Source organism: Streptomyces sp. LBL (genome assembly GCF_029893585.1).
Taxonomy (GTDB): Bacteria; Actinomycetota; Actinomycetes; order Streptomycetales; family Streptomycetaceae; genus Streptomyces.
Window position 1 is genome coordinate 185,606 of record NZ_JARXYX010000013.1, and the last position, 24,265, is coordinate 209,870.

The 24,265-nt window shown below is 69.0% G+C and carries 17 protein-coding genes; 14 read left to right on the top strand and 3 right to left on the bottom strand.

What is annotated here, in order from left to right:
• Nucleotides 1-26 precede the first annotated feature (26 nt).
• Nucleotides 27-3,776 carry a GH92 family glycosyl hydrolase gene (locus M2271_RS18150; RefSeq protein WP_280888283.1) on the bottom strand — a complete coding sequence of 1,250 codons (3,750 nt, stop codon included), beginning with the start codon at nucleotides 3,774-3,776 and terminating at the stop codon, nucleotides 27-29.
• A 432-nt stretch (nucleotides 3,777-4,208) separates the two neighbouring features.
• Between M2271_RS18150 and ngcE the strand changes: the two genes are divergently transcribed.
• The 8 genes from ngcE to dxs all read left to right on the top strand — a co-directional run bounded on the left by ngcE (nucleotide 4,209) and on the right by dxs (nucleotide 14,657).
• Nucleotides 4,209-5,663 carry an N-acetylglucosamine/diacetylchitobiose ABC transporter substrate-binding protein gene (gene ngcE / locus M2271_RS18155; protein ID WP_280888284.1) on the top strand — a complete coding sequence of 485 codons (1,455 nt, stop codon included), beginning with the start codon at nucleotides 4,209-4,211 and terminating at the stop codon, nucleotides 5,661-5,663.
• A 16-nt stretch (nucleotides 5,664-5,679) separates the two neighbouring features.
• On the top strand, nucleotides 5,680-6,606 hold the full coding sequence (locus M2271_RS18160) for a sugar ABC transporter permease (RefSeq protein ID WP_280888285.1): 927 nt from the start codon (nucleotides 5,680-5,682) through the stop codon (nucleotides 6,604-6,606).
• A gap of 4 nt (nucleotides 6,607-6,610) precedes the next feature.
• Nucleotides 6,611-7,534 (top strand): carbohydrate ABC transporter permease, encoded by a 924-nt coding sequence (locus M2271_RS18165; RefSeq protein WP_280888286.1) that lies wholly within the window; start codon nucleotides 6,611-6,613, stop codon nucleotides 7,532-7,534.
• Between the two features lie 183 nt (nucleotides 7,535-7,717).
• Nucleotides 7,718-8,917 carry an ROK family transcriptional regulator gene (locus tag M2271_RS18170; RefSeq protein WP_280888287.1) on the top strand — a complete coding sequence of 400 codons (1,200 nt, stop codon included), beginning with the start codon at nucleotides 7,718-7,720 and terminating at the stop codon, nucleotides 8,915-8,917.
• Nucleotides 8,918-9,050: 133 nt separating this feature from the next.
• Nucleotides 9,051-10,151 carry a substrate-binding domain-containing protein gene (locus tag M2271_RS18175; protein ID WP_280888309.1) on the top strand — a complete coding sequence of 367 codons (1,101 nt, stop codon included), beginning with the start codon at nucleotides 9,051-9,053 and terminating at the stop codon, nucleotides 10,149-10,151.
• A gap of 204 nt (nucleotides 10,152-10,355) precedes the next feature.
• Nucleotides 10,356-11,156 (top strand): ATP-binding cassette domain-containing protein, encoded by an 801-nt coding sequence (locus M2271_RS18180; RefSeq protein ID WP_280888288.1) that lies wholly within the window; start codon nucleotides 10,356-10,358, stop codon nucleotides 11,154-11,156.
• Nucleotides 11,153-12,442, top strand: a complete 1,290-nt coding sequence (locus tag M2271_RS18185; protein WP_280888289.1) for a sugar ABC transporter permease — start codon at nucleotides 11,153-11,155, stop codon at nucleotides 12,440-12,442. Before M2271_RS18180 ends, M2271_RS18185 begins: the two co-directional genes overlap by 4 nt.
• Before the next feature lie 253 nt (nucleotides 12,443-12,695).
• On the top strand, nucleotides 12,696-14,657 hold the full coding sequence (dxs, locus tag M2271_RS18190) for a 1-deoxy-D-xylulose-5-phosphate synthase (protein WP_280888290.1): 1,962 nt from the start codon (nucleotides 12,696-12,698) through the stop codon (nucleotides 14,655-14,657).
• A gap of 124 nt (nucleotides 14,658-14,781) precedes the next feature.
• Here dxs and M2271_RS18195 read toward each other — a convergent pair whose 3' ends face one another.
• Both M2271_RS18195 and M2271_RS18200 read right to left on the bottom strand, forming a co-directional pair.
• Entirely contained in the window at nucleotides 14,782-15,204 is a 423-nt protein-coding gene (locus M2271_RS18195) for an NTP pyrophosphohydrolase (RefSeq protein ID WP_280888291.1), read from the bottom strand.
• Between the two features lie 4 nt (nucleotides 15,205-15,208).
• A complete protein-coding gene (locus M2271_RS18200; protein ID WP_280888292.1) occupies nucleotides 15,209-16,069 on the bottom strand; it encodes a hypothetical protein in 861 nt (286 codons plus the stop codon).
• A gap of 134 nt (nucleotides 16,070-16,203) precedes the next feature.
• On the opposite strand from M2271_RS18200, the gene M2271_RS18205 reads away from it, so the two are divergent.
• The 6 genes from M2271_RS18205 (at nucleotide 16,204) to M2271_RS18230 (ending at nucleotide 24,210) form a co-directional block, all read left to right on the top strand.
• The gene (locus M2271_RS18205; protein WP_280888293.1) at nucleotides 16,204-17,421 is read left to right on the top strand and encodes a CapA family protein; all 1,218 of its coding nucleotides are present in this window, start codon (nucleotides 16,204-16,206) and stop codon (nucleotides 17,419-17,421) included.
• Nucleotides 17,422-17,697: 276 nt separating this feature from the next.
• A complete protein-coding gene (locus M2271_RS18210) occupies nucleotides 17,698-19,956 on the top strand; it encodes a HAMP domain-containing protein (RefSeq protein ID WP_280888294.1) in 2,259 nt (752 codons plus the stop codon).
• Nucleotides 19,957-19,962: 6 nt separating this feature from the next.
• Nucleotides 19,963-21,570 (top strand): poly-gamma-glutamate synthase PgsB, encoded by a 1,608-nt coding sequence (pgsB, locus tag M2271_RS18215; protein WP_280888295.1) that lies wholly within the window; start codon nucleotides 19,963-19,965, stop codon nucleotides 21,568-21,570.
• Entirely contained in the window at nucleotides 21,567-22,049 is a 483-nt protein-coding gene (locus tag M2271_RS18220; protein ID WP_280888296.1) for a poly-gamma-glutamate biosynthesis protein PgsC/CapC, read from the top strand. Before pgsB ends, M2271_RS18220 begins: the two co-directional genes overlap by 4 nt.
• A gap of 36 nt (nucleotides 22,050-22,085) precedes the next feature.
• Nucleotides 22,086-23,141 carry an NlpC/P60 family protein gene (locus M2271_RS18225; protein WP_280888297.1) on the top strand — a complete coding sequence of 352 codons (1,056 nt, stop codon included), beginning with the start codon at nucleotides 22,086-22,088 and terminating at the stop codon, nucleotides 23,139-23,141.
• Between the two features lie 52 nt (nucleotides 23,142-23,193).
• Nucleotides 23,194-24,210, top strand: a complete 1,017-nt coding sequence (locus tag M2271_RS18230) for a hypothetical protein (protein WP_280888298.1) — start codon at nucleotides 23,194-23,196, stop codon at nucleotides 24,208-24,210.
• Nucleotides 24,211-24,265: the final 55 nt, after the last annotated feature.

The following is a 24,265-nucleotide window of genomic DNA, read 5'->3' on the forward strand; positions in this document are numbered from 1 at the left end:
CGGTCCGAGGACCTCGACCCGACTGCTCAGCCGAGCAGTTCGACCTCCGACACCACCGCCTCGCCGTCGACGACCAGACGGTACTTCGCGTAGTCACCCGGCGTCCGCACGGAGAACGCACGGGTCTGCCTGTCCCACGGGAAGGACTGCCCGGAGCGTTCGTCCAGCGTCTTCCACGTGGTCCCGTCGGCCGAGCCCTGGAGCGTCCAGCCGGTCGGCGCCTTCGTCCGGTCCGCCGACGAGGTCAGCGTGTACTGGACCGCCTTGACCTGCCCGGAGACCGGCAGATCCAGCGGCGACGCCACAGGGGCGTCCGTCGCCGAGGTGTTGTCGAACAGGGCACCCTCGCCCTTCAGCACGTCGGCGCGCGGGGTCGGCACCTTGTCGTCCTGGGTGATCGACACAGGGGCCGCGTTCGTCCCCGTGCCCCACGACGACGGCTTCGGCCCCATGGCGAAGTCCAGGACCCCGCCCTTCGCCAGCAGCGAGTGGGGGAGCGAAGTCGAGGTCCATGTACGGCCGTTGACCTTCAGTCCCTGCACGTACACGTTCTTCGCGCTGTTCTTCGGCGCCCTGACGACCAGGTCCCGGCCGTTCTCCAGATGGACCGTCGCCTTGGTGAACAGCGGGGAGCCGACGGTGTATTCGCCGCTGCCCATGACCAGCGGGTAGAAGCCGAGCGCGGAGAACAGGAACCAGGCCGACTGCTCGCCGTTGTCCTCGTCGCCGTGGTAACCCTGCCCGATCTCGCTGCCGGTGTAGAGGCGGGACAGCACCTCGCGCACGTTCTTCTGGGTCTTCCAGGGCTGCCCGGCCGCGTCGTACATGTAGTTCACGTGGTGGGCCACCTGGTTGGAGTGACCGTACATGCCCATCCGGACGTCCCGGGCCTCGGTCATCTCGTGGATGACACCGCCGTAGGAGCCGACGACGTCCGGCGAGGCGGTCTCCGGGGTGGCGAAGTACTCGTCGAGCTTCTCCCCGAGACCGCCGCGGCCGCCGTACAGGTTGGCGAGGCCCCGGCTGTCCTGCGGGGCGGTGAAGGCGTAGCCCCAGCCGTTGGTCTCGGTGTAGTCGTAGCCCCACACCCGCGGGTCGTACGTCGACGACTCGACCCGCCAGTCACCCTTGGCGTCCCGGCCCTGGAAGAAGCCGGCCTTGGAGTCGAAGAGGTTGACGTAGTCCTGGGCGCGGTTGAGGAAGTACGCGGACTCCTCCTGGTAGCGCTTCTCGCCGGTCTCCTTGTGGAGGGCCTGGCCCATCCTCGCGATGCCGTAGTCGTTGAGGTAGCCCTCCAGCGCCCACGACAGGCCCTCGTGCGTGTCGGTGCTCGTGTAGCCGAGGAACGGCGAGGTCGCCATGCCCTTGCGGCCCACGCCGGACGACGGGGGCACGACGGTCGCGTTCTTCAGGGCCGCGTCGTACGCCGACTTCGCGTCGAAGCCGACACCCTTGACGTACGCGTCCGCGAAGGCCACGTCCGAGGAGGTGCCGGTCATCAGGTCCGCGTACCCGGGGGAGGACCAGCGCGAGGTCCAGCCGCCGTCCTTGTACTGCTGCACGAACCCGTCGACCATCTCACCGGCCTGACCGGGCGTCAGCAGTGAGTACGCCGGCCAGGTCGTCCGATACGTGTCCCAGAAGCCGTTGTTGATGTACACCTTGCCGTCCACGATCTTGGCGCCGGTGTGGGTCGGGGTGTCCGGGCCCGGCATCGGCGAGAACGGGGACGCGTACTGGAACGTCGAACCGACCTTCTCGAAGCCGGAGTTGGGGTACAGGTACAGCCGGTACAGGCTGGAGTACAACGTGGTCAGCTGGTCCGGCGTCGCGCCCTCCACCTCGACCTTGCCGAGGATCCGGTCCCACTGCTGCTGGGCGCGCGACTTCACCTTCGCGAAGGAGGTGCCGTCGGGAATCTCCTGGCGGAGGTTGTCCTTCGCCTGGTCGAGGCTGATCAGCGAGGTCGCCAGGCGCAGCGTGACCGTCCGGTCCTCGGCCTTGAAGCGCAGGTACCCCTTGACACCGCTCGACGCTCCGTCGGTCACCGGCTTGTCGAACACGCCGTACACGAAGAGCCGGGTGGCACCGGTCGACAGGCCGGACTTCACGTCCGAGTAACCGGTGATGATCCCGTTCTCCTGGTCGAGGGTCAGTCCGGCCTGGTCGGTCACGTTGTCGAAGAGGACGCTGGTGTCGTCGCCCGGGTAGGTGAAGCGCAGTGCCGCCGCGTGGTCGGTCGGCGCCATCTCGGCCTTCAGCCCGTTCTCGAACCGCACTCCGTAGTAGTACGGCCGCGCGGTCTCGTTCTCGTGCCGGAAGGCCAGCTCACGCGCCTCACGACCGGTGTCCGGGGTTCCGGAGGCCGCCGACGGCATCACCTGGAAGGTCTGCCGGTCACCCATCCAGGGGCTCGGCTCATGGCTCGCGCTGAACGCCTGGATCGTCGGCAGGTTGTCCGCGTTGTTGGCCCGCGCGTAGTCGTACAGCCAGCTCAGCGAGGACGCGTTGGTCACCGGCGTCCAGAAGTTGAAGCCGTGCGGGACCGCCGTCGCCGGGAAGTTGTTGCCGCGCGAGAAGCCGCCGCTGGAGTTGGTGCCCCGGGTGGTCAGCGCGTAGTCCGACAGACGGGCCTTCGGCCTCTGCGGCGCGGCCCGCTCGATCGTCACGTCGTCCAGCCAGCCCCGGAACTTCGCCGGGCCCTTGGGGGAGTCGTAGGCCACCAGGATCCGGTCGACGGTCTTCCCGGCCGCGACCGACCCGATCCGCGAGGCCACGTTGTTCCACTGGTTGACGTAGAGCACCTTGGCGGCGCCCTGCCCCTGCGGCGACAGCCCGAATCCGTGCTGGTCCATCGCCCCGAGGCCGCTCAGGTACGTTCCGTCCGTGAACGCCAGGTCCACCGACACGTTCGTCGCGTCGTAGTCACGGTCGCCGTCCGCCATCGACGGGAAGATCCGGTACGCCAGCTCGGTGTCCCGGCCGACCGCCACGTTCACGTCGAAGATCTTGTTGTTCGAGTACGCCCGCCCGTCCGCCGTGTGCCGTCCGGCGTACCGCAGGGCCCTCTTTCCGGTGAATCCGGCGCCCGCCTTCGCGGTGGGCGATCCGTTGGGGCCGCGGTCGACCAGCGAGAGCATGTCCTGCGGGACGGGACCGTCGCTGCCGCCCGTGGAGAACTGGACGTCGGCGAGCTGGAGGATACCGGCGGCGCCGTTGTTCTTCGTGATCTCCAGCCGGAAGTGCCGGTACTCGGCGGCGGCCGCCTCCGGGATGTCGTACGTCTTCGTCTGTAACCGCTCGGAGAAGGATTCGCCGGAGCGGGTGTCGAGGGTCTTCCAGTCCTTGCCGTCGGTGGAGCCCGCGAGGGTCCAGTCCCTCGGGTCGCGCTCGACGACGTCGTTCGCCGAGGTGAGCGCGTACCGGACCGCTTTGACCGGTTTGTCCAGGTCGAACTCGGCCCAGCCGGTCGACTCGAAGGTCAGCCATTTGGTGCTCGGCTCGCCGTCGGCGAGGTTCTCCTTCACCTCGCCGCCGCCGGTGTTCTCGGCGCTCGCCCGGACGTCCGTGACGTGGTCGGTGACGTTGCCGGGGATGCCGGTGCTGTAGCCGCCGTCGACGCCCGAGGCCCGCTGGGAGCCGTCCGGTGCCGTGTCGACGGTGTTGAGCCAGTCGGGTGCGGGATCGTCCGCCTCGAAGGAGGACGCGAACCCCTGGTCCGCGGCGGCGGGCGCCTGTGGGAGGGCGACCGCCGCGCCCTGTGAACCCAGTGCCAAAGCGAAGGCGGTCGTGAAAACGACCGCCGAACTCCGTCTCCCCGCTGATTTTCGTCTCAGTCGAACCCTGTGCTGCTGCATACGCGAGCACCCCTCCTGCGCTGCGGACAACGTTGTCAAATTCGGTGCGCAAGCATCAGTAGTGTCGCAAGTGGGCAGTGATGTCAAGGGTGTTGGTGCGGCATTCGGGGCCTATGTCAGGGATTTTGCCGGCAGGAGTCCCACAGGCCGCTCATATGTCCGCGAGGTCTCAACTCGGAAAAGACCCGCGGCCAACCTTGCTTTCGATCTTGCTCAGCTGGCAACAAGTGGACTATACCTGTCGGCAATTCACATGATGCGCACTTCCAGCACCACCCTGCTTGACCTGACCGCGGTGCCCGGGAGGATCCGGTACACCGCCTGAGTCCTGGAGAAGGCGAGGACTTGAGCATGGGATCCACTTCCGCCGAGAACAACGGAACCGGTGGCGTAGGCCGCCGGGATCTGATCAAGCGGTCCGCCGCGCTGGGCCTGATCTCCGTCCCCACGATGAGCTTCCTGTCGGCGTGCGCCAGCAGTGGCGGCGGCGGCAACGGCGACAAGGCCAAGGCCGGCAAGAAGACCGCCAAGAACCCGCTGGGTGTGAACGAGACCGCGGGCATGGAGTTCGTCCTGTTCGACGGTGGTTTCGGCAAGGAGTACGCCGAGGACGCCGTGAAGGTCTACGAGAAGGCCTTCCCCAAGGCCAAGGTGAAGTTCGCCGCGACCCAGAAGATCCAGTCCACCCTCCAGCCCCGCTTCAACCAGGGCACCCCGCCGGACCTGATCGACAACTCCGGCGCCGAGCAGATGGACATGGGTGTCCTGGCCGGAAAGAAGCAGCTCACCGACCTCACCCCGCTGCTGGACGCCCCGTCCTACGACGACCCGAACAAGAAGGTCCGTGACACGCTGCGTCCCGGCATCGTGGAGATGGGCCAGCTCGACGGCGACCCGGTCTGGATCATGTACTACGCCTACACGGTGTACGGCGTCTGGTACTCGCAGAAGGCGCTGGACTCGCTCGACGCGACCTATCCCGAGACCTGGGACCAGATGCTCGCGGTGTGCGAGAAGGCCAAGAAGAAGGGCATGGCGGGCTGGACGTACGCGGGCAAGTACCCGTACTACCTCCCCTTCTCGCTCTACCCCATGATCGGCAAGGTGGGCGGTGTCGAGGTCCTCGACGCCATCGACAACCTGGAGCCGAACGCCTGGAAGCACCCGGCCGTCAAGGCGTGTTTCGAGGCCTACTACGAGCTCTACAAGAAGGGCTACATCCTCAAGGGCACCCCCGGCCTGGACCACATCCAGTCGCAGACCGCCTGGGCCAAGGGCAAGGCGCTGTTCATCCCGAACGGCTCCTGGGTGGAGAACGAGTCGGCCAACGTCATCCCGAAGGACTTCGACCTGGCGGTCTCCGCGCCCACCGGTATCGACTCCTCCGACAAGCTGCCCTTCGGCACCATCTGGGCCTCCGGCGGCGAGCCGTTCATCGTCCCGTCCAAGGCGAACAACGCCGAGGGCGGCATGGAGCAGCTGCGCATCATGCTCAGCGAGGCGTCCTCGAAGAACTTCACCAGCAAGGTCAAGTCGCTGACCGCGTACAACGGCGGCACCGAGGGCATCACCCTCACCCCGGGCCTCAAGGCCGGCGTCGCGGCGCTGGAGAAGGCCGGCAGCAACGTGGTGAACCCGCGGATGCAGGACTGGTACGTGCAGCTCCAGAAGGAGAAGATCGGCGTGTCCGGCCTCGGCGAGATGATGGCCGGCCGTCTCACTCCGGCCGAGGCCATCAAGAAGATCCAGGCCTACGCGGACGAGACCGCCAAGGACAGCTCGATCAAGCACTACAAGCACCAGTAAACGAACCGGAGAAGCCATGCAGCACGGCAAGTACCGGTTCATCGTGGGGTTTCTGGCAGTGCCCCTGGGACTGTACGCGCTCTTCGTGGTCTGGCCGTTCATCCAGTCCATCTACTACTCGTTCACGGACTGGACCGGCCTGAGCCCCGACTTCAAGATGGTCGGCCTGGACAACTACCGGAGGATGCTGGACGACGAGATCTTCTGGAAGTCCTTGCAGCACAGCTTGATCTTCGCGGCCGTGCTGCCGCTGGTGACGATCAGCCTGGCCCTGTTCTTCGCCTTCATGATCAATGTGGGTGGACGCAGGAGAAAGGGCGGCCCGGTCATCTCCGGCGTCCGGGGGTCCTCGTTCTACAAGATCGTCTACTTCTTCCCGCAGGTGCTCTCGATCGCGATCGTCGCCCTGCTGTTCACGTTCGTGTACAACCCGGACAGCGGCGCCCTCAACTCGCTGCTGCGCGGGATCGGGCTCGACAGCGTCCAGCCGGTGTGGCTGGGCGACCCGAACCTGGCCCTGTGGTGCGTGATGGCGGTGCTGGTGTGGTCCACGGTGGGTTTCTTCGTGGTCCTCTTCTCCGCCGGTATGGCCTCCATCCCGGCGGACCTGTACGAGGCGGCGCTGCTCGACGGGGCCGGCCGGGCCACCACGTTCTTCCGGATCACTCTGCCGCTGCTGTGGGACACCGTGCAGTCCGGCTGGGTCTACATGGGCATCCTCGCCCTGGGCGCCGAGTCGTTCGCGGTCGTGCAGATCATGACGACCGGTCCGGGCGGCCCCGACTACTCGACCACCGTCATGGTCCTGTACGTGTACCAGAAGGCGTTCCGGGACGGGCAGGCCGCCTACGCCACCACCATCGGCGTCGCCCTGCTCGTCGTCACGCTGGCCTTCGCGGGCCTCGTGATGCGGCTCGGACGGCGCGAGCGGCTGGAGTACTGATCAGATGAAGACGACCGAGACCTCCGCCCCCGTACCGGCCGAGTCCGGTGTGCCCGTCGCCAAGGTCGACGTCCCGGACGGCCCGCCCCGCAAGGAGAAGAAGGAGGGCACCACCCTCAACGTCTTCTCGCACGGGATCCTGGTCATCTGGGCGATCCTGGTCGTGCTGCCGCTGGCGTGGGCGGTGATGACGTCCTTCAAGGACGACAGCTCCATCTTCGGCTCGCCCTGGTCGCTGCCGGACAAGCTGCACTTCGACAACTGGTCGCGGGCCTGGACCCAGGCCAACATGAGCGACTACTTCCTCAACACCATCCTGGTGGTGGGAGGGTCGCTGATCGGCACCCTGGTGCTCGGCTCGATGGCGGCCTATGTGCTGGCCCGCTTCGACTTCCCGGGCAACCGGTTCATCTACTACCTGTTCGTGGGCGGCATGAGCTTCCCGATCATGCTGGCGCTGGTCCCGTTGTTCTACGTAGTGAACAACATGGGCCTGCTGAACACGATCCATGGGCTGATCCTGGTCTACATCGCCTACTCGCTGCCGTTCACGGTGTTCTTCCTGACCTCGTTCTTCCGTACCCTGCCGGCCTCGGTCGCGGAGGCGGCGTTCGTGGACGGGGCCTCGCACTCCCGGACGTTCTTCCAGATCATGCTGCCGATGGCCAAGCCCGGCCTGATCAGCGTGGGGATCTTCAACTTCCTGGGGCAGTGGAACCAGTACATGCTGCCGACCGTGCTGAACACCGACCCGGACAAGCGCGTCCTCACCCAGGGGCTGGTGCAACTCGCCGTCAGCCAGGGCTACAAGGGTGACTGGTCGGGGCTGTTCGCGGGCCTGGTGATGGCGATGCTGCCGGTGCTCGCGGCGTACATCATCTTCCAGCGTCAGGTGGTGCAGGGCCTGACCGCGGGCGCCCTGAAGTGACAGCCCGACCGCACTGCGTGAACGCCGCTCCCGGCTTCCGGGGGCGGCGTCCGCGGTGGTGTCCAAGAACCCGGATGCGGTTCAACCTCTTGACGGGAGGCAGCCCGAACGGCTCAGCTTAGAGTTCACTAGTTGGACATAGATGGGGTCTCATCGAAGCGGCCCCGTGCGCAGGAGGTCGTCGTGGAGACTCCGGGGTCGCAGTCGTCGCTGCACCGAGCCAACCTCGAGCGGGTCGTACGGGCGGTGCGGCTGGCCGGGTCGCTCACGCAGGCGGAGATCGCGCGGACGACGGGCCTGTCCGCGGCGACCGTCTCCAACATCGTGCGCGAACTCAAGGACGGCGGCACCGTCGACGTCACGCCCACCTCGGCCGGGGGGCGCAGGGCCCGCAGCGTCTCCCTGAGCGGGGACGCCGGCATCGTCATAGGGGTCGACTTCGGGCACACCCATCTGCGCGTGGCGATCGGCAACCTGGCCCACCAGGTGCTGGCCGAGGAGTCCGAGCCACTCGACGTGGACGCCTCCTCGGCGCAGGGCTTCGACCGGGCGGAACAGCTGGTCAGCCGGTTGATCGAGGCCACCGGGGTGGACCGAGCCAAGATCGCCGGCGTGGGCCTCGGCGTCCCCGGCCCGATCGACGTGGAGTCCGGCACCCTGGGCTCGACCACCATCCTGCCCGGCTGGAGCGGCACCCGGCCCGCCGAGGAACTGCGGGAGCGGCTCGGCGTGCCCGTGCATGTGGACAACGACGCCAATCTCGGCGCCCTGGGCGAGCTGGTCTGGGGCAGTGGCCGGGGGGTGCGCGACCTGGCGTACATCAAGGTCGCGAGCGGGGTCGGCGCCGGCCTTGTGATCAGCGGGAGGATCTACCGCGGACCCGGCGGGACCGCGGGGGAGATCGGACATATCACCCTTGACGAATCCGGCCCCGTCTGCCGCTGCGGGAACCGGGGCTGCCTGGAGACCTTCGCGGCCGCGCGCTACGTGCTGCCGCTGCTCCAGTCCAGCCATGGCACGGATCTGACGATGGAAGGCGTCGTACGGCTGGCGCGGGACGGAGACCCCGGCTGCCGTCGGGTGATCGCCGACGTCGGCCGCCACATCGGCAGTGGAGTCGCCAATCTCTGCAATCTGCTGAACCCGAGCCGGGTGGTCCTGGGCGGTGATCTCGCCGAGGCCGGGGAGCTGGTGCTCGGACCGATCAGGGAGTCCGTCGGCCGCTATGCGATCCCCAGTGCGGCCCGCCGGCTCTCCGTTCTCCCGGGGGCCCTCGGCGGCCGTGCGGAAGTGCTGGGAGCACTCGCTCTCGCACTCAGCGAGATGGGCGATTCAACCCTTTTGGACAGCACGCTGCATGCGACCCGACCTGCCTTCACTTAGAGAACGGATGGCATCGTTGCCAACCCGTTAAGGATTTACTTCTTGACCTCGCACGTGTGGCCGAGTTGACTTCCAGCCACCTCGGCCGCAACGACGCGGCCTCGTCAGGGAGGTACCTGAAGTGAACACACGTATGCGTCGTGCAGCCGTTGCCGTCGCCGCCGGCGCCATGGCGGTCTCGCTCGCCGCCTGTGGCAGCGCCAAGGAATCCGGCAACAAGGCCGACTCCTCCGGCTCCGCCTCGAAGGGCGACGACATCAAGGTCGGTCTGCTCCTTCCGGAGAACAAGACCGCGCGGTACGAGAAGTTCGACAAGCCCATGATCGAGAAGAAGATCAAGGAGCTCACGAACAACAAGGCCGAAGTCCTGTACAACAACGCGCGGCAGGACGCGAGCCTGCAGTCGCAGCAGGTCGACACGATGATCACCAACAAGGTGGACGTGCTCATCGTGGACGCGGTGGACGCGAAGGCCATCAAGAACTCGATCCAGAAGGCCGTGGACCAGGGCATCAAGGTCGTCGCCTACGACCGCCTCGCCGAAGGCCCGATCAGCGCCTACACCTCCTTCGACAACGAGGAGGTCGGCCGGACCCAGGGCAAGGCCCTGCTGACCGCCCTGGGCGCCAAGGCCACCAAGTCCGCCAAGGTCGTCATGATCAACGGGTCGGTCACCGACCCGAACGCCGCCCAGTTCAAGAAGGGCGCCCACTCCGCCCTCGACGGCAAGGTCACCGTCGCCAAGGAGTTCGACACCAAGGAGTGGTCGCCGGACAACGCCAACTCCGAGATGGAGGCGGCGATCTCGGCGGTCGGCGGCAAGAACATCGCGGGCGTCTACTCCGCGAACGACGGCATGGCCGGCGGTATCATCACCGCCCTCAAGGCCGCAGGCCTCAAGGTCCCCGTCACCGGCCAGGACGCCGAACTCTCCGCCGTCCAGCGGATCATCGCCGGCGACCAGTACATGAGCGTGTTCAAGTCGTACCCGACGGAGGCCGGCATCGCCGGTGAGATGGCCGTCGCGCTGGCCAAGGGCGAGAGCCTGGGCTCCATCGCCAAGGACAAGGCCTCCAGCGACAGCGCGAAGGACGTCCCGTCCGTCCTGGTCCCGGTCGTCTCGCTGACCAAGGACAACGTCAACGACACGGTCATCAAGGAAGGCTTCTACACCCCCGCCGAGATCTGCACGGGCAAGTACAAGGCCGCGTGCGACGCGGCCGGCATCAAGTAAGCAGCCTCACGTCCCTTGCCGCGTACGGGAGTTCGACCGTGGATTCCCGTACCGGGCTTCTCCCGCAGGGGACATGACTGCTTCCCAGGCTCGTCCGGCGGCCCGCACATCAGACAGCCCCGCAAGCTCGTCGCGGGGCACCGGACGGAACACCCCCCCGACTTCTTTCTGCACAACCTCCCGCCGGGTCAGGCGGCTTAGGAGATGGTTCACGTGTCCGCTACGCCCGTGCTGGCGTTGCGCGGGGTCTCCAAGCGGTTCGGTGCCGTTCAGGCGCTCACCGACGTAGAGCTTGAGGTCCACGCCGGTGAAGTGGTCGCCCTGGTGGGCGACAACGGCGCCGGAAAGTCCACGCTGGTGAAGACGATCGCCGGCGTGCACCCCATCGATGAGGGCGTCATCGAATGGGACGGCAGGTCCGTCCAGATCAACCGGCCGCACGACGCCCAGGCCCTGGGCATCGCGACCGTCTACCAGGACCTCGCGCTGTGCGACAACATCGACGTCGTCGGCAACCTCTTCCTCGGCCGTGAGCTGAAGAAGTGGGGCGTGCTCGACGAGGTCGAGATGGAGCGGCGCTCGCAGGAACTGCTGCGCACGCTGTCCATCCGTATCCCCAGCGTCCGTATCCCGATCGCCTCGCTCTCCGGCGGTCAGCGCCAGACCGTGGCCATCGCCCGTTCCATGCTCGGCGAGCCCAAGCTGGTCATCCTGGACGAGCCCACCGCCGCCCTCGGTGTCGAGCAGACCGCGCAGGTCCTCGACCTCGTCGAGCGGCTGCGTGAGCGCGGCCACGCGGTGATCCTCATCAGCCACAACATGGCCGACGTCAAGGCGGTGGCGGACAAGGTCGCCGTGCTGCGTCTGGGCCGCAACAACGGCGTCTTCGAGGTCAGGACGACCTCGCAGGAGGAGATCATCTCCGCCATCACCGGCGCCACCGAGAACGCCGTGACCCGTCGTGCCGCCCGCACGACCAGCACGAACGGGGAGGTTTCCCAGTGAGCGTCGACAAGACCTCCGTGACACAGGACGACGCCGTCGACAACCCCGAGGCCGCCGCCGCCGCGGTGACCGCGGTCGACCCCCGGCTGCTCGTCCGCGAGCAGGGACTGACGGGCTACCTCGGTGAGTTCAAGCGCAAGATGAAGACCGGCGAGCTCGGCTCGATCCCGGTCGTCATCGGCCTGATCATCATCTGCGTCGTCTTCCAGAGCCTGAATTCCAACTTCCTGTCCGCGCAGAACCTCAGCGACATCACCGTCACGATGGTCGGCACGGGCATGATCTCCGTCGGCATCGTCTTCGTACTGCTGCTCGGCGAGATCGACCTGTCCGTCGGCTCGGTCAGCGGTGCGGCCAGCGCCATCGCGGCCGTCCTCGCGGTCAACCAGGGCTGGCCCGAGTGGGTGGCGGTGCTCGTCGCCGTCGCCGCGGGCGCGGCCATCGGCGCGGCGCACGGCTTCTTCTTCGCGGTGCTCGGCGCCCCCGCCTTCGCCGTGACCCTGGCCGGTCTGCTGTTCTGGCTGGGCTTCATGCTCAAGATCCTGGGCGAGAACGGCACGATCAACCTCGACAGCGAGGGGCTGATCGGCAAGCTGACCACGTACTTCTTCGCGGACGTGGCCGCCGCGTACGCGCTGGCCACGGTCGTGGTCGCGGTGTTCTTCCTCACCTCGTTCCTGGGCAACCGGCGCCGGGAGGCGGCGGGCGTCCCGTCCCGGCCGCTCAGCGACACGGTCCTGCGGACGGTGCTGCTCGCCGTCGTCGCCTTCGCCGCGGCCTACATGTACAACCAGTACAAGGGTCTGCCCCTGGCCACGGTGGTCTTCCTGGTGTTCCTGATCGCGACCGACTTCGTGCTGCGGCGCACCGCGTACGGCCGCAAGATCTTCGCGCTCGGCGGCAGTGTCGAGGCGTCCCGGCGTGCGGGCATCAACGTCACCGCGGTCCGGGTCTCGGTCTTCGCGGTCTCCGGCGGCCTCGCGGCGGTCGGCGGTCTGTTCCTGGCGTCGAAGATCGCGTCGGCCAACCAGAGCGCCGGTACCGGTGACCTGCTGATGAACGCGATCGCCGCGGCGGTGATCGGCGGTACGTCGCTGTTCGGCGGACGCGGGCGGACATGGAACGCGCTGCTCGGTGTGCTGGTGATCGTGTCCATCCAGTACGGGCTGCAGCTGGAGTCCATCGCCGAGCCGGTGAAGTACATGATCACCGCGGCGGTTCTGCTGACGACGGTGGTCATCGACTCCATCACACGCAAGACGCAGAAGACCGCGGGCCGAGCCTGAGCGCCTCAGGGGCGCGGTGCTCTGCCGACCGCCGGTGGTTGTGGCTGGTCACGCGGTTCCCCGAGCCCCTGAGGGGCGTCCTGTGCCCGGTGCCTTTCAGGCGCCGGGCACCGTCATGTCGTAGAACCGCACATCCTGGGTACAGCCGATCGCGTGACGTATCGCCAGTGCCCGGGCTTCGGGCGCAAAGGCGGAACATTAGACTCGACACGCCCGGAAACAGCTCGATCAGCTCTATTGCAAGGAGGCACGGGTGCCGCTGCTGACCCGCATCAGGGGACCGCGCGATCTGGACCGGCTCAGCCTGGAGGAGCTCGATCAGCTGGCCGAGGAGATCCGCACCTTCCTCGTCGCAGAAGTCTCCAAGACCGGCGGCCACCTCGGCCCCAACCTCGGTGTGGTCGAGCTCACCATCGCCCTGCACCGGGTGTTCGAATCGCCCAAGGACAAGGTGCTCTGGGACACCGGGCACCAGTCCTACGTCCACAAGCTGCTGACCGGCCGCCAGGACTTCTCCCGGCTGAAGATGAAGGGCGGCCTGTCCGGCTACCCCTCCCAGGCCGAGTCCGAGCACGACATCATCGAGAACAGCCACGCCTCCACGGTCCTCGGCTGGGCCGACGGCCTCGCCAAGGCCAACCAGATCCGCAAGCGTGACGACCATGTGGTCGCCGTGATCGGTGACGGCGCCCTCACCGGCGGCATGGCCTGGGAGGCCCTCAACAACATCGCCGACGGGGACCGCCCGCTGGTCATCGTCGTCAACGACAACGAGCGGTCCTACGCGCCGACCATCGGCGGCCTCGCCAACCACCTCGCGACGCTGCGGACCACCGAAGGCTACGAGCGGTTCCTCGCCCGCACGAAGGAAGTGCTGGAGCGGACCCCCGTCGTCGGCAGGCCGCTGTACGAGACCCTGCACGGCGCCAAGAAGGGCTTCAAGGACTTCATCGCGCCCCAGGGCATGTTCGAGGACCTCGGCCTGAAGTACGTCGGTCCGATCGACGGCCACGACATCGAGGCCCTGGAGTCCGCGCTGGCCCGCGCCAAACGCTTCGGCGGACCCGTCATCGTGCACTGCCTCACCGAGAAGGGCCGCGGCTACCAGCCCGCCCTCCAGGACGAGGCCGACCGCTTCCACGGCATCGGCCCCATCCACCCGGACACGGGCCTGCCGGTCAAGGTCTCGGGCGCCGACTGGACCTCCGTCTTCGGCGACGAGATGGTCCGGCTCGGCAAGGAGCGCGACGACATCGTCGCGATCACCGCGGCGATGCTGCAGCCCGTCGGCCTGAAGAAGTTCGCGGACGCCTTCCCGGACCGCATCCACGACGTCGGCATCGCGGAGCAGCACGGCGCCGTCTCCGCGGCGGGCCTCGCCACGGGCGGTCTGCATCCGGTCTTCGCGGTGTACGCCACCTTCCTCAACCGCGCCTTCGACCAGGTCCTCATGGACGTCGCCCTCCACAAGTGCGGGGTGACCTTCGTACTGGACCGGGCCGGTGTCACCGGCACCGACGGCGCCTCCCACAACGGCATGTGGGACATGTCGATCCTCCAGGTCGTGCCGGGCCTCAGGCTGGCCGCCCCGCGCGACGCCGACCAGGTCCGCGCGCAGCTGCGTGAGGCCGTCGCCGTCGAGGACGCGCCGACCGTGGTCCGCTTCTCGAAGGGCGCCGTCGGCCCCGCCGTACCCGCCGTCGGCCGCGTCGGCGGCATGGACGTCCTGCGCGAGCCGGGGACGGACACCCCCGACGTGCTCCTCGTCTCCGTGGGCGCCCTCGCGCCGATGTGCCTGGAGATCGCGAACCTGCTCGACAAGCAGGGCATCTCCACCACCGTCGTCGACCCGCGCTGGGTCAAGCCCGTCGACGAGGCCATGGCCCCCCTCGCGGAACGGCACCGCGTGGTCGTCACCGTCGAGGACAACTCCCGTGTCGGCGGCGTCGGTTCGACGATCGCGCAGGCCCTGCGGGACGCGGGCGTCGACGTACCGCTGCGTGACTTCGGGATCCCGCCGCGCTTCCTCGACCACGCCTCCCGCGCGGAGGTGATGGCCGAGATCGGGCTGACCGCGCCCGACATCGCCCGTCAGGTCACCGGACTGGTCTCCCAGCTGGACGGCCTCACCCACGCACGGCTCCGCTCGAACGGGGGGACCACCATCAGCCGCCCGGCGGCCGACGTCGACTCGGTGGAGCCCGCCCGCGACTGACCGACCCGAAGGGCCGGCAGGACCACTCCTCGCGGTGGTCCTGCCGGCCCTTCGCGTGCATCCGTCCCCGCCGGCGGGACCGGGGGATACGCACCACGCCGTACCGCCGGGCAGCGGCGGACGATCAGCCGCGTACTGCCCGTGGCCCGGTGACTTCGGCTCCGAACTCCTGCACCCGGCGCCGCAGTTCACGGTCGGCCGTCACCACCAGGACGGGGCGGCCGGCGGCCTTCTGGGCCAGCTCCACGATGTGGTCGTCCCCGCTGCCGGGTGCGGCTTCGAGCCGTACACCCGGTACGGACTCCACTCCGCGCGCAGCGCCCTCGACGACGAGGACGACGTCCAGCGGCCCGGGACACCCGGGCAGCCCGGAGTTTGCGTACGTCACCAGCCGGTCCCGCAGGCGCTCGGCGGCCGCGCGCCGGTCGCGCCACCAGCCGTCGGGCACGGATCCGACGACGTTCGCGCCGTCCACGATGAGCAGCGGGAGGGGAGCTGCCGGGTGCGTGCCGCCCCCAGTGCCTCGGTCGTCGGTGTCGTCCGCCATGACCTCAGGTTGTCACAGCGGCCCTCGCCCAGCGGCGTGTGACCTCGCTGACCGCAGTGACCGAGCGGGCGGCGGGCGCCCCGCCGGCGCGCGCCTCCGGGGCGAACTCGACGTGCAGGAACGGCACGTTCGCGGTGTCGGCGGCCTGGCCCTCCACGTTCTGCTGACCCTCCAGCGGGCAGCTCCGCACCCAGGCCCGGCACACCTGGAAGCCGTCCGTGCGCAGGGCGTCGGCCAGCCTGCGACCGTCCGCGCGGCCCGCCGATCCGGCACCGGTGGAGGCGACCACGTCGTAGCCGGGGGCCGAGGAGGCGGCCATGCCGTGCAACTGGACCCCGGGGACCCCGCGGCGGACCAGCTCGGCGCAGACGGCGTAGAAGACGGTGTCCCGGCGGTGCGCCACGTCCGCGGAGTCACCGCGTCCGGCTTTGCGATGTGCGCCTGCGAGCACCATGACACCCCCGGGGGAGTCGCGCAGGACCCGCACGCCCAGCTGCTCGGTGCCATGGTCGGCGACCGGGTGAGGGACCTGGACCGACCAGCGCGCAGGGTGGTCCAGATCGACGTAGATCCGGCCCCAGCCGCGCGGTGTCACGGCGGCGTCGGCGCGGTCGGCCACTTCGGCGTAGCGGTGTTCGGAGACCCGGTCGAAGAGCGTGCGCACCGTGAAGTCATGTGAGGAAAGCACCTGTTCCGCTTTTTCGCGGTGGCCGTCCAGGAGCAGACCGACGCCTTCGGCGATGGCGGTGCGGTCCGCTCGGCGGGGTGGGCGATAGCCTTGGCCCGGGCCGAACCGGCTGGTGTAGTCCGCCACCTCGCGCGCCAGGTCGACCTGCTGGGCGCCCGCGCCGGGGCGGGCACTCACCTCCCCGCCTCCGTCGCGGGCAGCGCGGAGTACGACGGTCAGCACACTGGCGAGACCGGCGATGACCAGCAGAATTGTTGCGATCGTTATGATTCGCGGGCGAGTGGCTCTCATGGTTGTATCAAGATATCCCGGTGAAAATATGCCGTAGCCGCACCCTGTTGACCCTGCTGAGCCCGCTTCTCCTCGTCGCCGCCGTCGCCGGCTGCGGCCTTGTCCCGGACGAGGGGGGCGACCAGGGTGGCGGACGTTCCTTCACCGTCGCGGCGACCGGGGACATCCTGATGCATCCCGAGTTGATCGACCAGGCCCGCAAGGACGCCAAGCGCACCGGCAAGGGCGTGGACGGGCTGGACTTCGGGCCGATGATGGCCGGGATCAAGCCGCTGATCAGCAAGGCGGACCTGGGGATCTGTCACTTCGAACCGGTGGTGGGCACGGCAACGGGCCCGTTCGAGGGCTTCCCGGACTTCCAGGTGCCCCCGCAGGTCGCGAAGACGGTCAAGGACGTCGGCTACGACACCTGCTCCACCGCCTCCAACCACACGCTGGACCACGGATACACGGGCGTGAAGCGAACCCTGGACGCGCTGGACGCCGCCGATGTGAAGCACACGGGCTCCTTCCGCACGGAGAAGGAGTCGCTCACCCCGCTGATCATGAACGTCAAGGGCGTGAAGGTCGCGCAGATATCGTTCGCGTACGGCTTCAACGAGCCGCACACGATGCCGAAGGACAAGCCCTGGCTCGCCAACCAGCAGAGCCTCGCCGGGATCAAGGCCGCCGAGCAGCGCGCCCGCAAGGCCGGCGCCGAAGTGGTGATCCTCTCCATCCACTGGGGTCACGAGCACCAGCCGACCCCCACCGCCGCGCAGATCTCCTTCGCCCGGCAGCTCGCCCGGCGCACCGGCATCAACCTCGTCATCGGCTGCCACGCGCATGTCGTGCAGCCGATGGAGAAGGTCGACGGGCTCTGGGTCGCGTACGGCATGGGCAACCAGATCGCCCGGCACGCGCAGCCGACGGGCCTGACCGAGGAGGGCCTGACCGCCTGGTTCAAGTTCACCGAGCGCGGCAAGGGCCACTGGGACATCCAGCCGAGCTTCGAGCCGACCATGCTGCAGATCCCGCCGGACGCGGTGAACGCCACGGACGGCGGCAAGGCGGCCTACACCGAGGACGACGCCCGGGACTACCGTCTGCTGGACGTGCCGGCCGCGCTCCAGGACGACGACGGTCTCACGGACCGTCAGAAGTCCCGACTGCGACTCGCCTTCGAGCGCACCGAGGGCACCCTGAACAACCGCGGCGCGGCCAAGGACGGACTGAAGCCGCTGACCCCGTTGCCCTGACAGCGGCGAAGGCCCGCGCGAGGCGCACGTCTACCCACTCCTGACCGCATAAACGCGACTGTTGCGCAGCTCACATCTGTAACTGGACAACCTTGCAGGACTATTGACCGTCTGAGTGCTGCGGATACACGTGAGAAACAAACTGTGTCTGCCAGATACACACATGCGAAACAGCCCTGCGTCTCGTGCGGACCGACCACCCGCATGCCCTGAGAGGACCCTCCCTTGGCGTCACCGCCCCCGTCGCGGCAGCACCGAGCCCGCCGACGAGCCGACATGTCGCTGATCGGAGGCATCCGCCCGCCGATCGCGGTCCTCTCGGTGCTGCTGCTGTCGCTCGCCGGCATCACGGCACTCGTGCTGGGCCGCGTCGACAACGCCGGGGTGCCGAAGGCGGTGTTGACCTCCCAGCAGCACTTCGCGGAGGACGGCGCGACCGCACTGCGCGCCTCCATCGACGAGTCCGTCACCGACCTCACCCGGTCCGCCGGGCTGTTCAGTGCCGGCCGGGCGGTCTCCGGCGACGCCGTCCTCGACAAGCTCGGCAGCACCTACCAGAAGTGGACGGGCACCGCCGTCGTCGAGGTCGGCACGGGCAAGCTGGTCGCGGCCCGCGGCGAGACCGTGCCGCTGACCTCGGTGAGAACCTCCGGCCTGGGCGACGAGGGCGGCCTCGCGCCGCGCATGGTCCGGTTGAAGAACGGCGAGACGCGGCTGCTGTCCCTCGCGCTGCTGTCCTGGCCGGGCGAACCGCAGTTGCTGCTCGTGGCGTCCAGCAACCTGACGTTCCCCGGCATCAGCATCGGCCAGTTCCGGTCCATCGCCGTGGTCGACGGGGACGGCGCGATCCTCAGCAGCGACGGCATCCCCGAGCCCGAGCAGGTGCGCACCAGCACCGACCGCGAGGAGATCAAGACCTCCCGAAAGCAGTTGAAGGCCTTCGCCCAGCTCTCAGCCCGCAAGGCCCGGCAGGACCCGCGCAGCAGCAAGGAGCCCGGCATGGGCGGCTACCAGGGCGTCAGCGGCAGTGCGGTCGGCGGGCGCGTGCTCAGCGACCGGTCTGTCGCCGGATACGCCACGCTGGCCGCGCCCGCCCCCGGGCAGACCACCACCGCCTCCGGGCTCGGCCTGTCCGTGGTGGCCATGGTCAAGGTGATCGAGGACCCCACCCGCACCCACTCCCTGGTGTTCGGTGTGCTGGCGGGCGGAGCCCTCCTCATCATCGGCTCCATCGCGGTGGCGGTGCTGCTGGGAACCGTGCAGCGCCCGCTGATCCGGCTGTTTCTGGAGTCCCGCCGGCTCACCCGCGGCGACCTGACCCGGCCCTTCCCCGTCCCCCGCTACGGCGAGGCGCATCGCCTCGGCCACGCCTTGGAGCGGCTGCGCCGCCAACTGCTCGGGGAGAGCGTCGACGCCACCGGCCAGGCTCCGCGTCCGCGCGGACTGCGCCGGGTGGGCACCCGGGCCCTGCTGGCCGTCTGCGCGGTGCTGCTGCTGGCCTGGTCGGTGCCGCTGATGCTGCTGGTCAACCGCGCCGACGGCACCGCCGTCGTACCGCAGCAGCTCGTCAGCGACCAGCGCGAACGTACCGACACGCTCAGCGACCGGGTGCGGCGCGCGCTCAACGAGGGCAGTGCCGACCTGGACTCGGTCGGCTCCCTCATCGGCAACCGCACCGCACCCGACGCCATGGAGAAGGTGCTGGAACGCACCCTCGAAGAGAACCAGCGCTACCGCTCCCTCTACGTCGTCGAATCCTCCGGCGAGATCCTGGTCCGCGAGGGCAAGGAACCCAAGATGATCCGCTCCCACCGGGTCTCCGACACCCCGATCCGGCTGCTGGGCCGCAACGGCAAGGAGCCCGTCGTCGTCGCCAACGCCGAGATCCCCGGAGGGGACGGCACCCAACTCGTCGGCGAGTTCCGCGTCGAGTTCCTGAACGCGCTGCTGACCCGGCCGGGTCTGGGCGTGGTCCGCCTCGTCGACGACCAGAGCAAGGTCATCGCCGGCAACACCGGCTTCCTCGCCTTCCAGTCGCTGCCCGACGACCACCTGAAGGACCTGGTCGCCGCCAGCGGTCAGCGGCTCGGCAAGAAGGCCGTCGCGAACGGGGTGCTCTACCGCGAGCACGGCGTACGGATCGCCGCCGCGGCCCCGTTCGCCGGCAGCGGCCCCGCCGAGGCCCTCGACTGGAGCGTGGTCAGCTGGCAGCCCGCCAACCGGCTCGCCATCCCCGAGTACGACAGCCAGAACCGCACCGTGCTCGCCGGACTGCTCGGCGCCGCCGCGGCCGTCGGCTGCCTCGCCTGGCTGCACATCGTGGTGGCCCGGCCACTGCGCTCGCTCGCCGGCCGTGCGGAGGCGCTGGCCGACGGCGACCGCAAGACCGTGCTGTTCCCGCAGCACCATGACGAGGTCGGCGCCGTCACCCGCTCCCTGGAACTCATCCGGCAGCAGTTGCAGGACCAGCGTCGGCAGCCGCCCCGCCGTACCCCGCCCCAGGCGTCCGCGCCGCAGCAGTACACAAGGAACTGATCGCCCGTGCTCTTCCTCTACACCGTGCTGCTGGTGTGCTGCGCGATCCTGCTCGTCGCGGGCGTCGTGGAGCAGCGCAGGCACTTCACCAACCTGGACCACATACCCACCCGGGTCCTGATCAACGGCATTCGCGGCAAGTCGTCCATCACCCGGCTGTGCGCGGGCGCCCTGCGCGGCGGTGGGTTGGTCACCGTCGCCAAGACCACCGGCACCGCGGCCCGGTTCATCCACCCGGACGCCACCGAGGAGCCCGTCTACCGAAAGTTCGGCATCGCCAACGTCGTCGAGCAGATCGGCATCGTCCGGCGCGCCGCCGCATACCAGCCGGACGCGCTCGTCATCGAGTGCATGGCCGTCATGCCGGCCCTGCAGGAGATCAACCAGTCCAAGCTGATCCGTTCCACGATCGGCGTGCTCTGCAACGTCCGCGAGGACCACCTCGCCGAGATGGGCCCCACCCTGGACGACGTGGCGCGCTCGCTGTGCCGCTCGATGCCGGAGGACGGTATCTGTGTCACTGCGGAGCAGGAGCGCTTCCACATCCTCCAGGAGGAGGCGGACGCCCGGAACTGCCGGCTCGTCTACGCCGACCCGGAGACGGTCAGCGACGAGGAGCTGCGCGGCTTCAGCTGGTTCACCTTCAAGGAGAACGTCGCCATCGCGCTGGCCGTCGCCGAACTCCTCGGTCTGGACCGGGAGACGGCGCTGAAGGGCATGTACGAGGCGCCGCCGGACCCGGGTGTCCTCTCCGTCGAGCGCTATCTGACGCCCGAGGGGAAGAAGCTGCGCTTCGCCAACGTCTTCGCGGCCAACGACCCCGAGTCGACGCTGATGAACATCAACCAGCTGCTCGACCTCGGCGCCATCCACCGCCCGCTCAACGTGGTCATCAACTGTCGCCCCGACCGCGTCGAACGCAACGGTCAGATGGGCGAGATCATCCCCGGCCTCGACCCCGAGCACGTCTTCGTCATCGGCAACCCGGCCAAGTCCGCCATTGACGCCATCCCCGCCGAGTTCCGCTCGCGCGCCGTCGACCTCGGCGGCGACAAGCGGGATCCCGAGGAGTTCATGGCCCGGATGCTTCAGACGCTCGACCCGGACTCCTCGCTGGTCGCGATCGGCAACATCCACGGCCAGGGCGAGATCCTGCTGGAGCACCTCGCCGAACTCCCCGCGGACGAGAGCGCCGACGAGCCGGTGGCCGCGGCCCCGGCCGGCCGATCCGGGGCGGAGCCCGCCGTGGTCGAGCACGTGGAGACCATGCAGCTGTACGCGCCCCGCATCGACCCCTACCAGCGTTACCCGGAGGCGTACGAGTCGCGCTACGCGCAGCAGCCGTACGTCTCGGGGCCCCCCGGGCATCAAGACGCCGCAAACCCGTACCCGTACCAGGAGTCGATGGGCCAGGCGGGACACGGCGTGACGTACCCGGACGACGCCTGGACGCAGCAGTACCACGGTGACGGACCCGCCTCCGCCGCGCAGCGCCCGGACACCGGACCGCCGACCGGACAGGCCCCGCCCCGCGGGCTTTTCGAGGCCCGCATTCCTCCCCAGCCCCCCGCCGACGACAGCCAGCAGTGGCACAGCCCAGGAGAACAGCGTTGACCCCCTCCGTCCTCACCCCCGAGATCGCCGCGATCGGCATCGGCCTGGGCCTGATGTTCTCCCTGATGTGCTATCTGGCGACCAACCTGTCGCCGGGCGGCATGATCACGCCGGGCTGGCTCGCGCTCACCCTCATCGAGGACCTGCAACGAGCGGCCCTGGTGGTCGGCGTGACCGTGCTGACGTACGTCACCACGCTGCTGATGCAGAAGTTCGTGATCCTGTACGGAAAGCGGCTGTTCGCGGCCGTCGTACTCAGCGGCGTGCTCATCCAGGGCACCGTGATCATCGTGCTGCAGATGGAGTTCCCGCTGCTGTACGCCAACCAGACGCTCGGGTTCATCGTCCCGGGCCTCATCGGATACCAACTGGTCCGCCAGCCCAAGGGCGCGACGCTGCTGTCCGTCGGATCGGTCACCGTCGCCACCTATGTGGTGCTGACCGCCGGCATCCTGCTGGGCGCTCTGCCGTCCGCCTGAGCCTCACGTTCCCGACGTCATCCTGGAGCCCTCACCATGCCGAAACGCAAAGGCCGCCCCGTCGTCCACGCGGTGACGGTGCTGTCGCTGCTCGCGGGCAGCGCCTACTTCACCTACGAACTGCGCAAGGACGATCAGGCCGGGGTCCCAGCCGCCCAGACGGTCACCGACAACGCCCTGCAGAGCTCCGGCAAGGCGACCGGCAAGCAGACCTGGGAGCGGCTGAACGACCCGACGCGGTCGGTGCTGCGCGACGGCAAGGGCGCGGTCGTCGCAACCTTCACCGACGGCGCCCGTACCGCCACCCTCAAGGGCCCCTCGCGGACCTTCGGCGAACCGGCCAACACCAGCACCAAGGTGGTCACCGACGACTGGGTCCGGCTGTTGCCGGAGCCCTGGGTCAAGGGCGCTGAGAACCAGCAGTGGTTCAAGGACTGGTTCAAGAAGTACTACGGCAGCCAGGAGGACGACATCTTCGCGATCGCCTTCCAGTACGTGCAGGGCGCACCGGAGAAGAAGGACTCCGCGGGCGTGCCGTACGCCGGTGACGCGGTGTTCGGCCCGTTCAAGGCGGACGGCGTGGACCGTCTGGAGCAGAACGACTTCTACGACTACCTCGGCATCCCGTACACCTTCCGCAACGGCACCGTGCTGTCCCCGCGCAAGGAGCGCTACCGCGCACTGGACTGTTCCGGCTTCCTGCGGATGGTGTGGGGATACCGCTCCCGCTACCCGCTGATGGCCACCAACTCCAGCGGTGACGGCCTGCCCCGCTCGGCCAACGGCATGGCCCGCTCCAAGACCGGCGTCGACATCATCAAGCTCCAGGGCCCCGCCCCCTGGTACACCAGGCCGAAGAACACGGACCTGCTCCAGCCGGGCGACCTGCTGTTCTTCAAGATGGACCACCGCACCGCCGACCACCTCGACCACGCCGCCATCTACCTGGGACTGGACACCGAGGGCCACAAGGTCTTCGTCTCCAGCCGCAAGGAGCAGAACGGCCCCACGATGGGGGACGCGGGCGGTGTCTCCCGCATCGACGGCAACGGCTTCTACGCCGAGCTGTTCCGCAGCGCCAAACGGCTGTGACCAGGTAGGGGCAGGGCGGCGGCCGGGCGCCGCCGCGGCTTACAGTGAACCGGTGAACGGCGACTGGCTCCTACGCGGCCGCGACGGCCGGCTCAGTGTGTATCTGCCCGTGGGCGACGCCGTCCTGTGCCGGGTCGAGCGCGGCCCCGACGGCCCGTGGCAGGCTCCCCGCCAGGTGGGTGGCGAGCAGAAGCTTCACCCGGTGCTCGCGGTCGGGCAGGGGGCCGACGGTTACGCCCATCTGATCGCCTGGCGGCCCACCAGACCCGGCGAGTCCGGCCTGGTGCACTCCACCCACTTCCGGCCCCGGCTCGCGGCCCTCGACTGGACCCCGATCGGTCACCCCGACAGGACCGGCGACCGCACCGGTACGCCCGCCGTCGCGGTCGACGCGCAGGGCCGCGCCCATGTCTTCGTCCGCGACAAAAGCGGCGGGGTGAGCATGCTCGGCCAGAAGGAGAAGGGCGGCTGGGGCCCCTGGCGTGACCTGAAGGGGCGTGACGTACAGGAGGAGTTGGCGGCCGTGACGGGGGAGTCCGGACGCGTCGAGCTGTACGCGGCCGCTCCCGGCCGGATCCTGCACTGGCGGCAGGAGGGGGCGGGCGCCGTGCCGGTCCTGGCGGAGGCGATCGACGCCCCGGTCCGCCCCGGCACCCTGCGCGCCCTCGCTACTTCCGCGGAGAGCAGCACACTCTTCTTCACCGACACCTCCGGCGACCTGTGCGCCTGGCGCCCCGGAAGCAAGCCGGCCACCCTGCTTGCGTCCACCGGTTCCGGCCCGGTCTCCGCCGTGCGCTGCGAACTCGACGGCCACGACTGCACGTTGCTCGCCCAGCGTTCCGCCAGTGGCCGGGTCGCCTTCGCCGCGTACCCCACCGAGCAGGAGTCGGCCGGCGCCTGGTGGACCGAGTCGGGGCCCCAACTCCCCGCGGACGCCGAGGTGTCGCTGGCCGTGGACGAGGACAATCGGGTGGTCGCGGCCACCCTCGCCCCGGCGAACGGGCAGTTGCTCCTCACCCGCCGCAAGAACGAGCCGGGCCTTGCGCTGACGGCGTGGGAGAGGGTCTGACCCGGCGGTGGCCCCGGCTTCTTCGGCGAGGGGGTCAGGCATCCCGGGCCGCCAA

Excerpts from the sequence above, each read along its gene's own strand:
- ngcE (WP_280888284.1), top strand. The coding sequence starts at position 4,209 with ATGGGATCCACTTCCGCCGAGAACAACGGAACCGGTGGCGTAGGCCGC.
- M2271_RS18160 (WP_280888285.1), top strand. The coding sequence starts at position 5,680 with ATGCAGCACGGCAAGTACCGGTTCATCGTGGGGTTTCTGGCAGTGCCC.
- M2271_RS18165 (WP_280888286.1), top strand. The coding sequence starts at position 6,611 with ATGAAGACGACCGAGACCTCCGCCCCCGTACCGGCCGAGTCCGGTGTG.
- M2271_RS18175 (WP_280888309.1), top strand. The coding sequence starts at position 9,051 with ATGCGTCGTGCAGCCGTTGCCGTCGCCGCCGGCGCCATGGCGGTCTCG.
- M2271_RS18180 (WP_280888288.1), top strand. The coding sequence starts at position 10,356 with ATGGTTCACGTGTCCGCTACGCCCGTGCTGGCGTTGCGCGGGGTCTCC.
- M2271_RS18195 (WP_280888291.1), bottom strand. The coding sequence starts at position 15,204 with ATGGCGGACGACACCGACGACCGAGGCACTGGGGGCGGCACGCACCCG.
- M2271_RS18210 (WP_280888294.1), top strand. The coding sequence starts at position 17,698 with ATGTCGCTGATCGGAGGCATCCGCCCGCCGATCGCGGTCCTCTCGGTG.
- M2271_RS18225 (WP_280888297.1), top strand. The coding sequence starts at position 22,086 with ATGCCGAAACGCAAAGGCCGCCCCGTCGTCCACGCGGTGACGGTGCTG.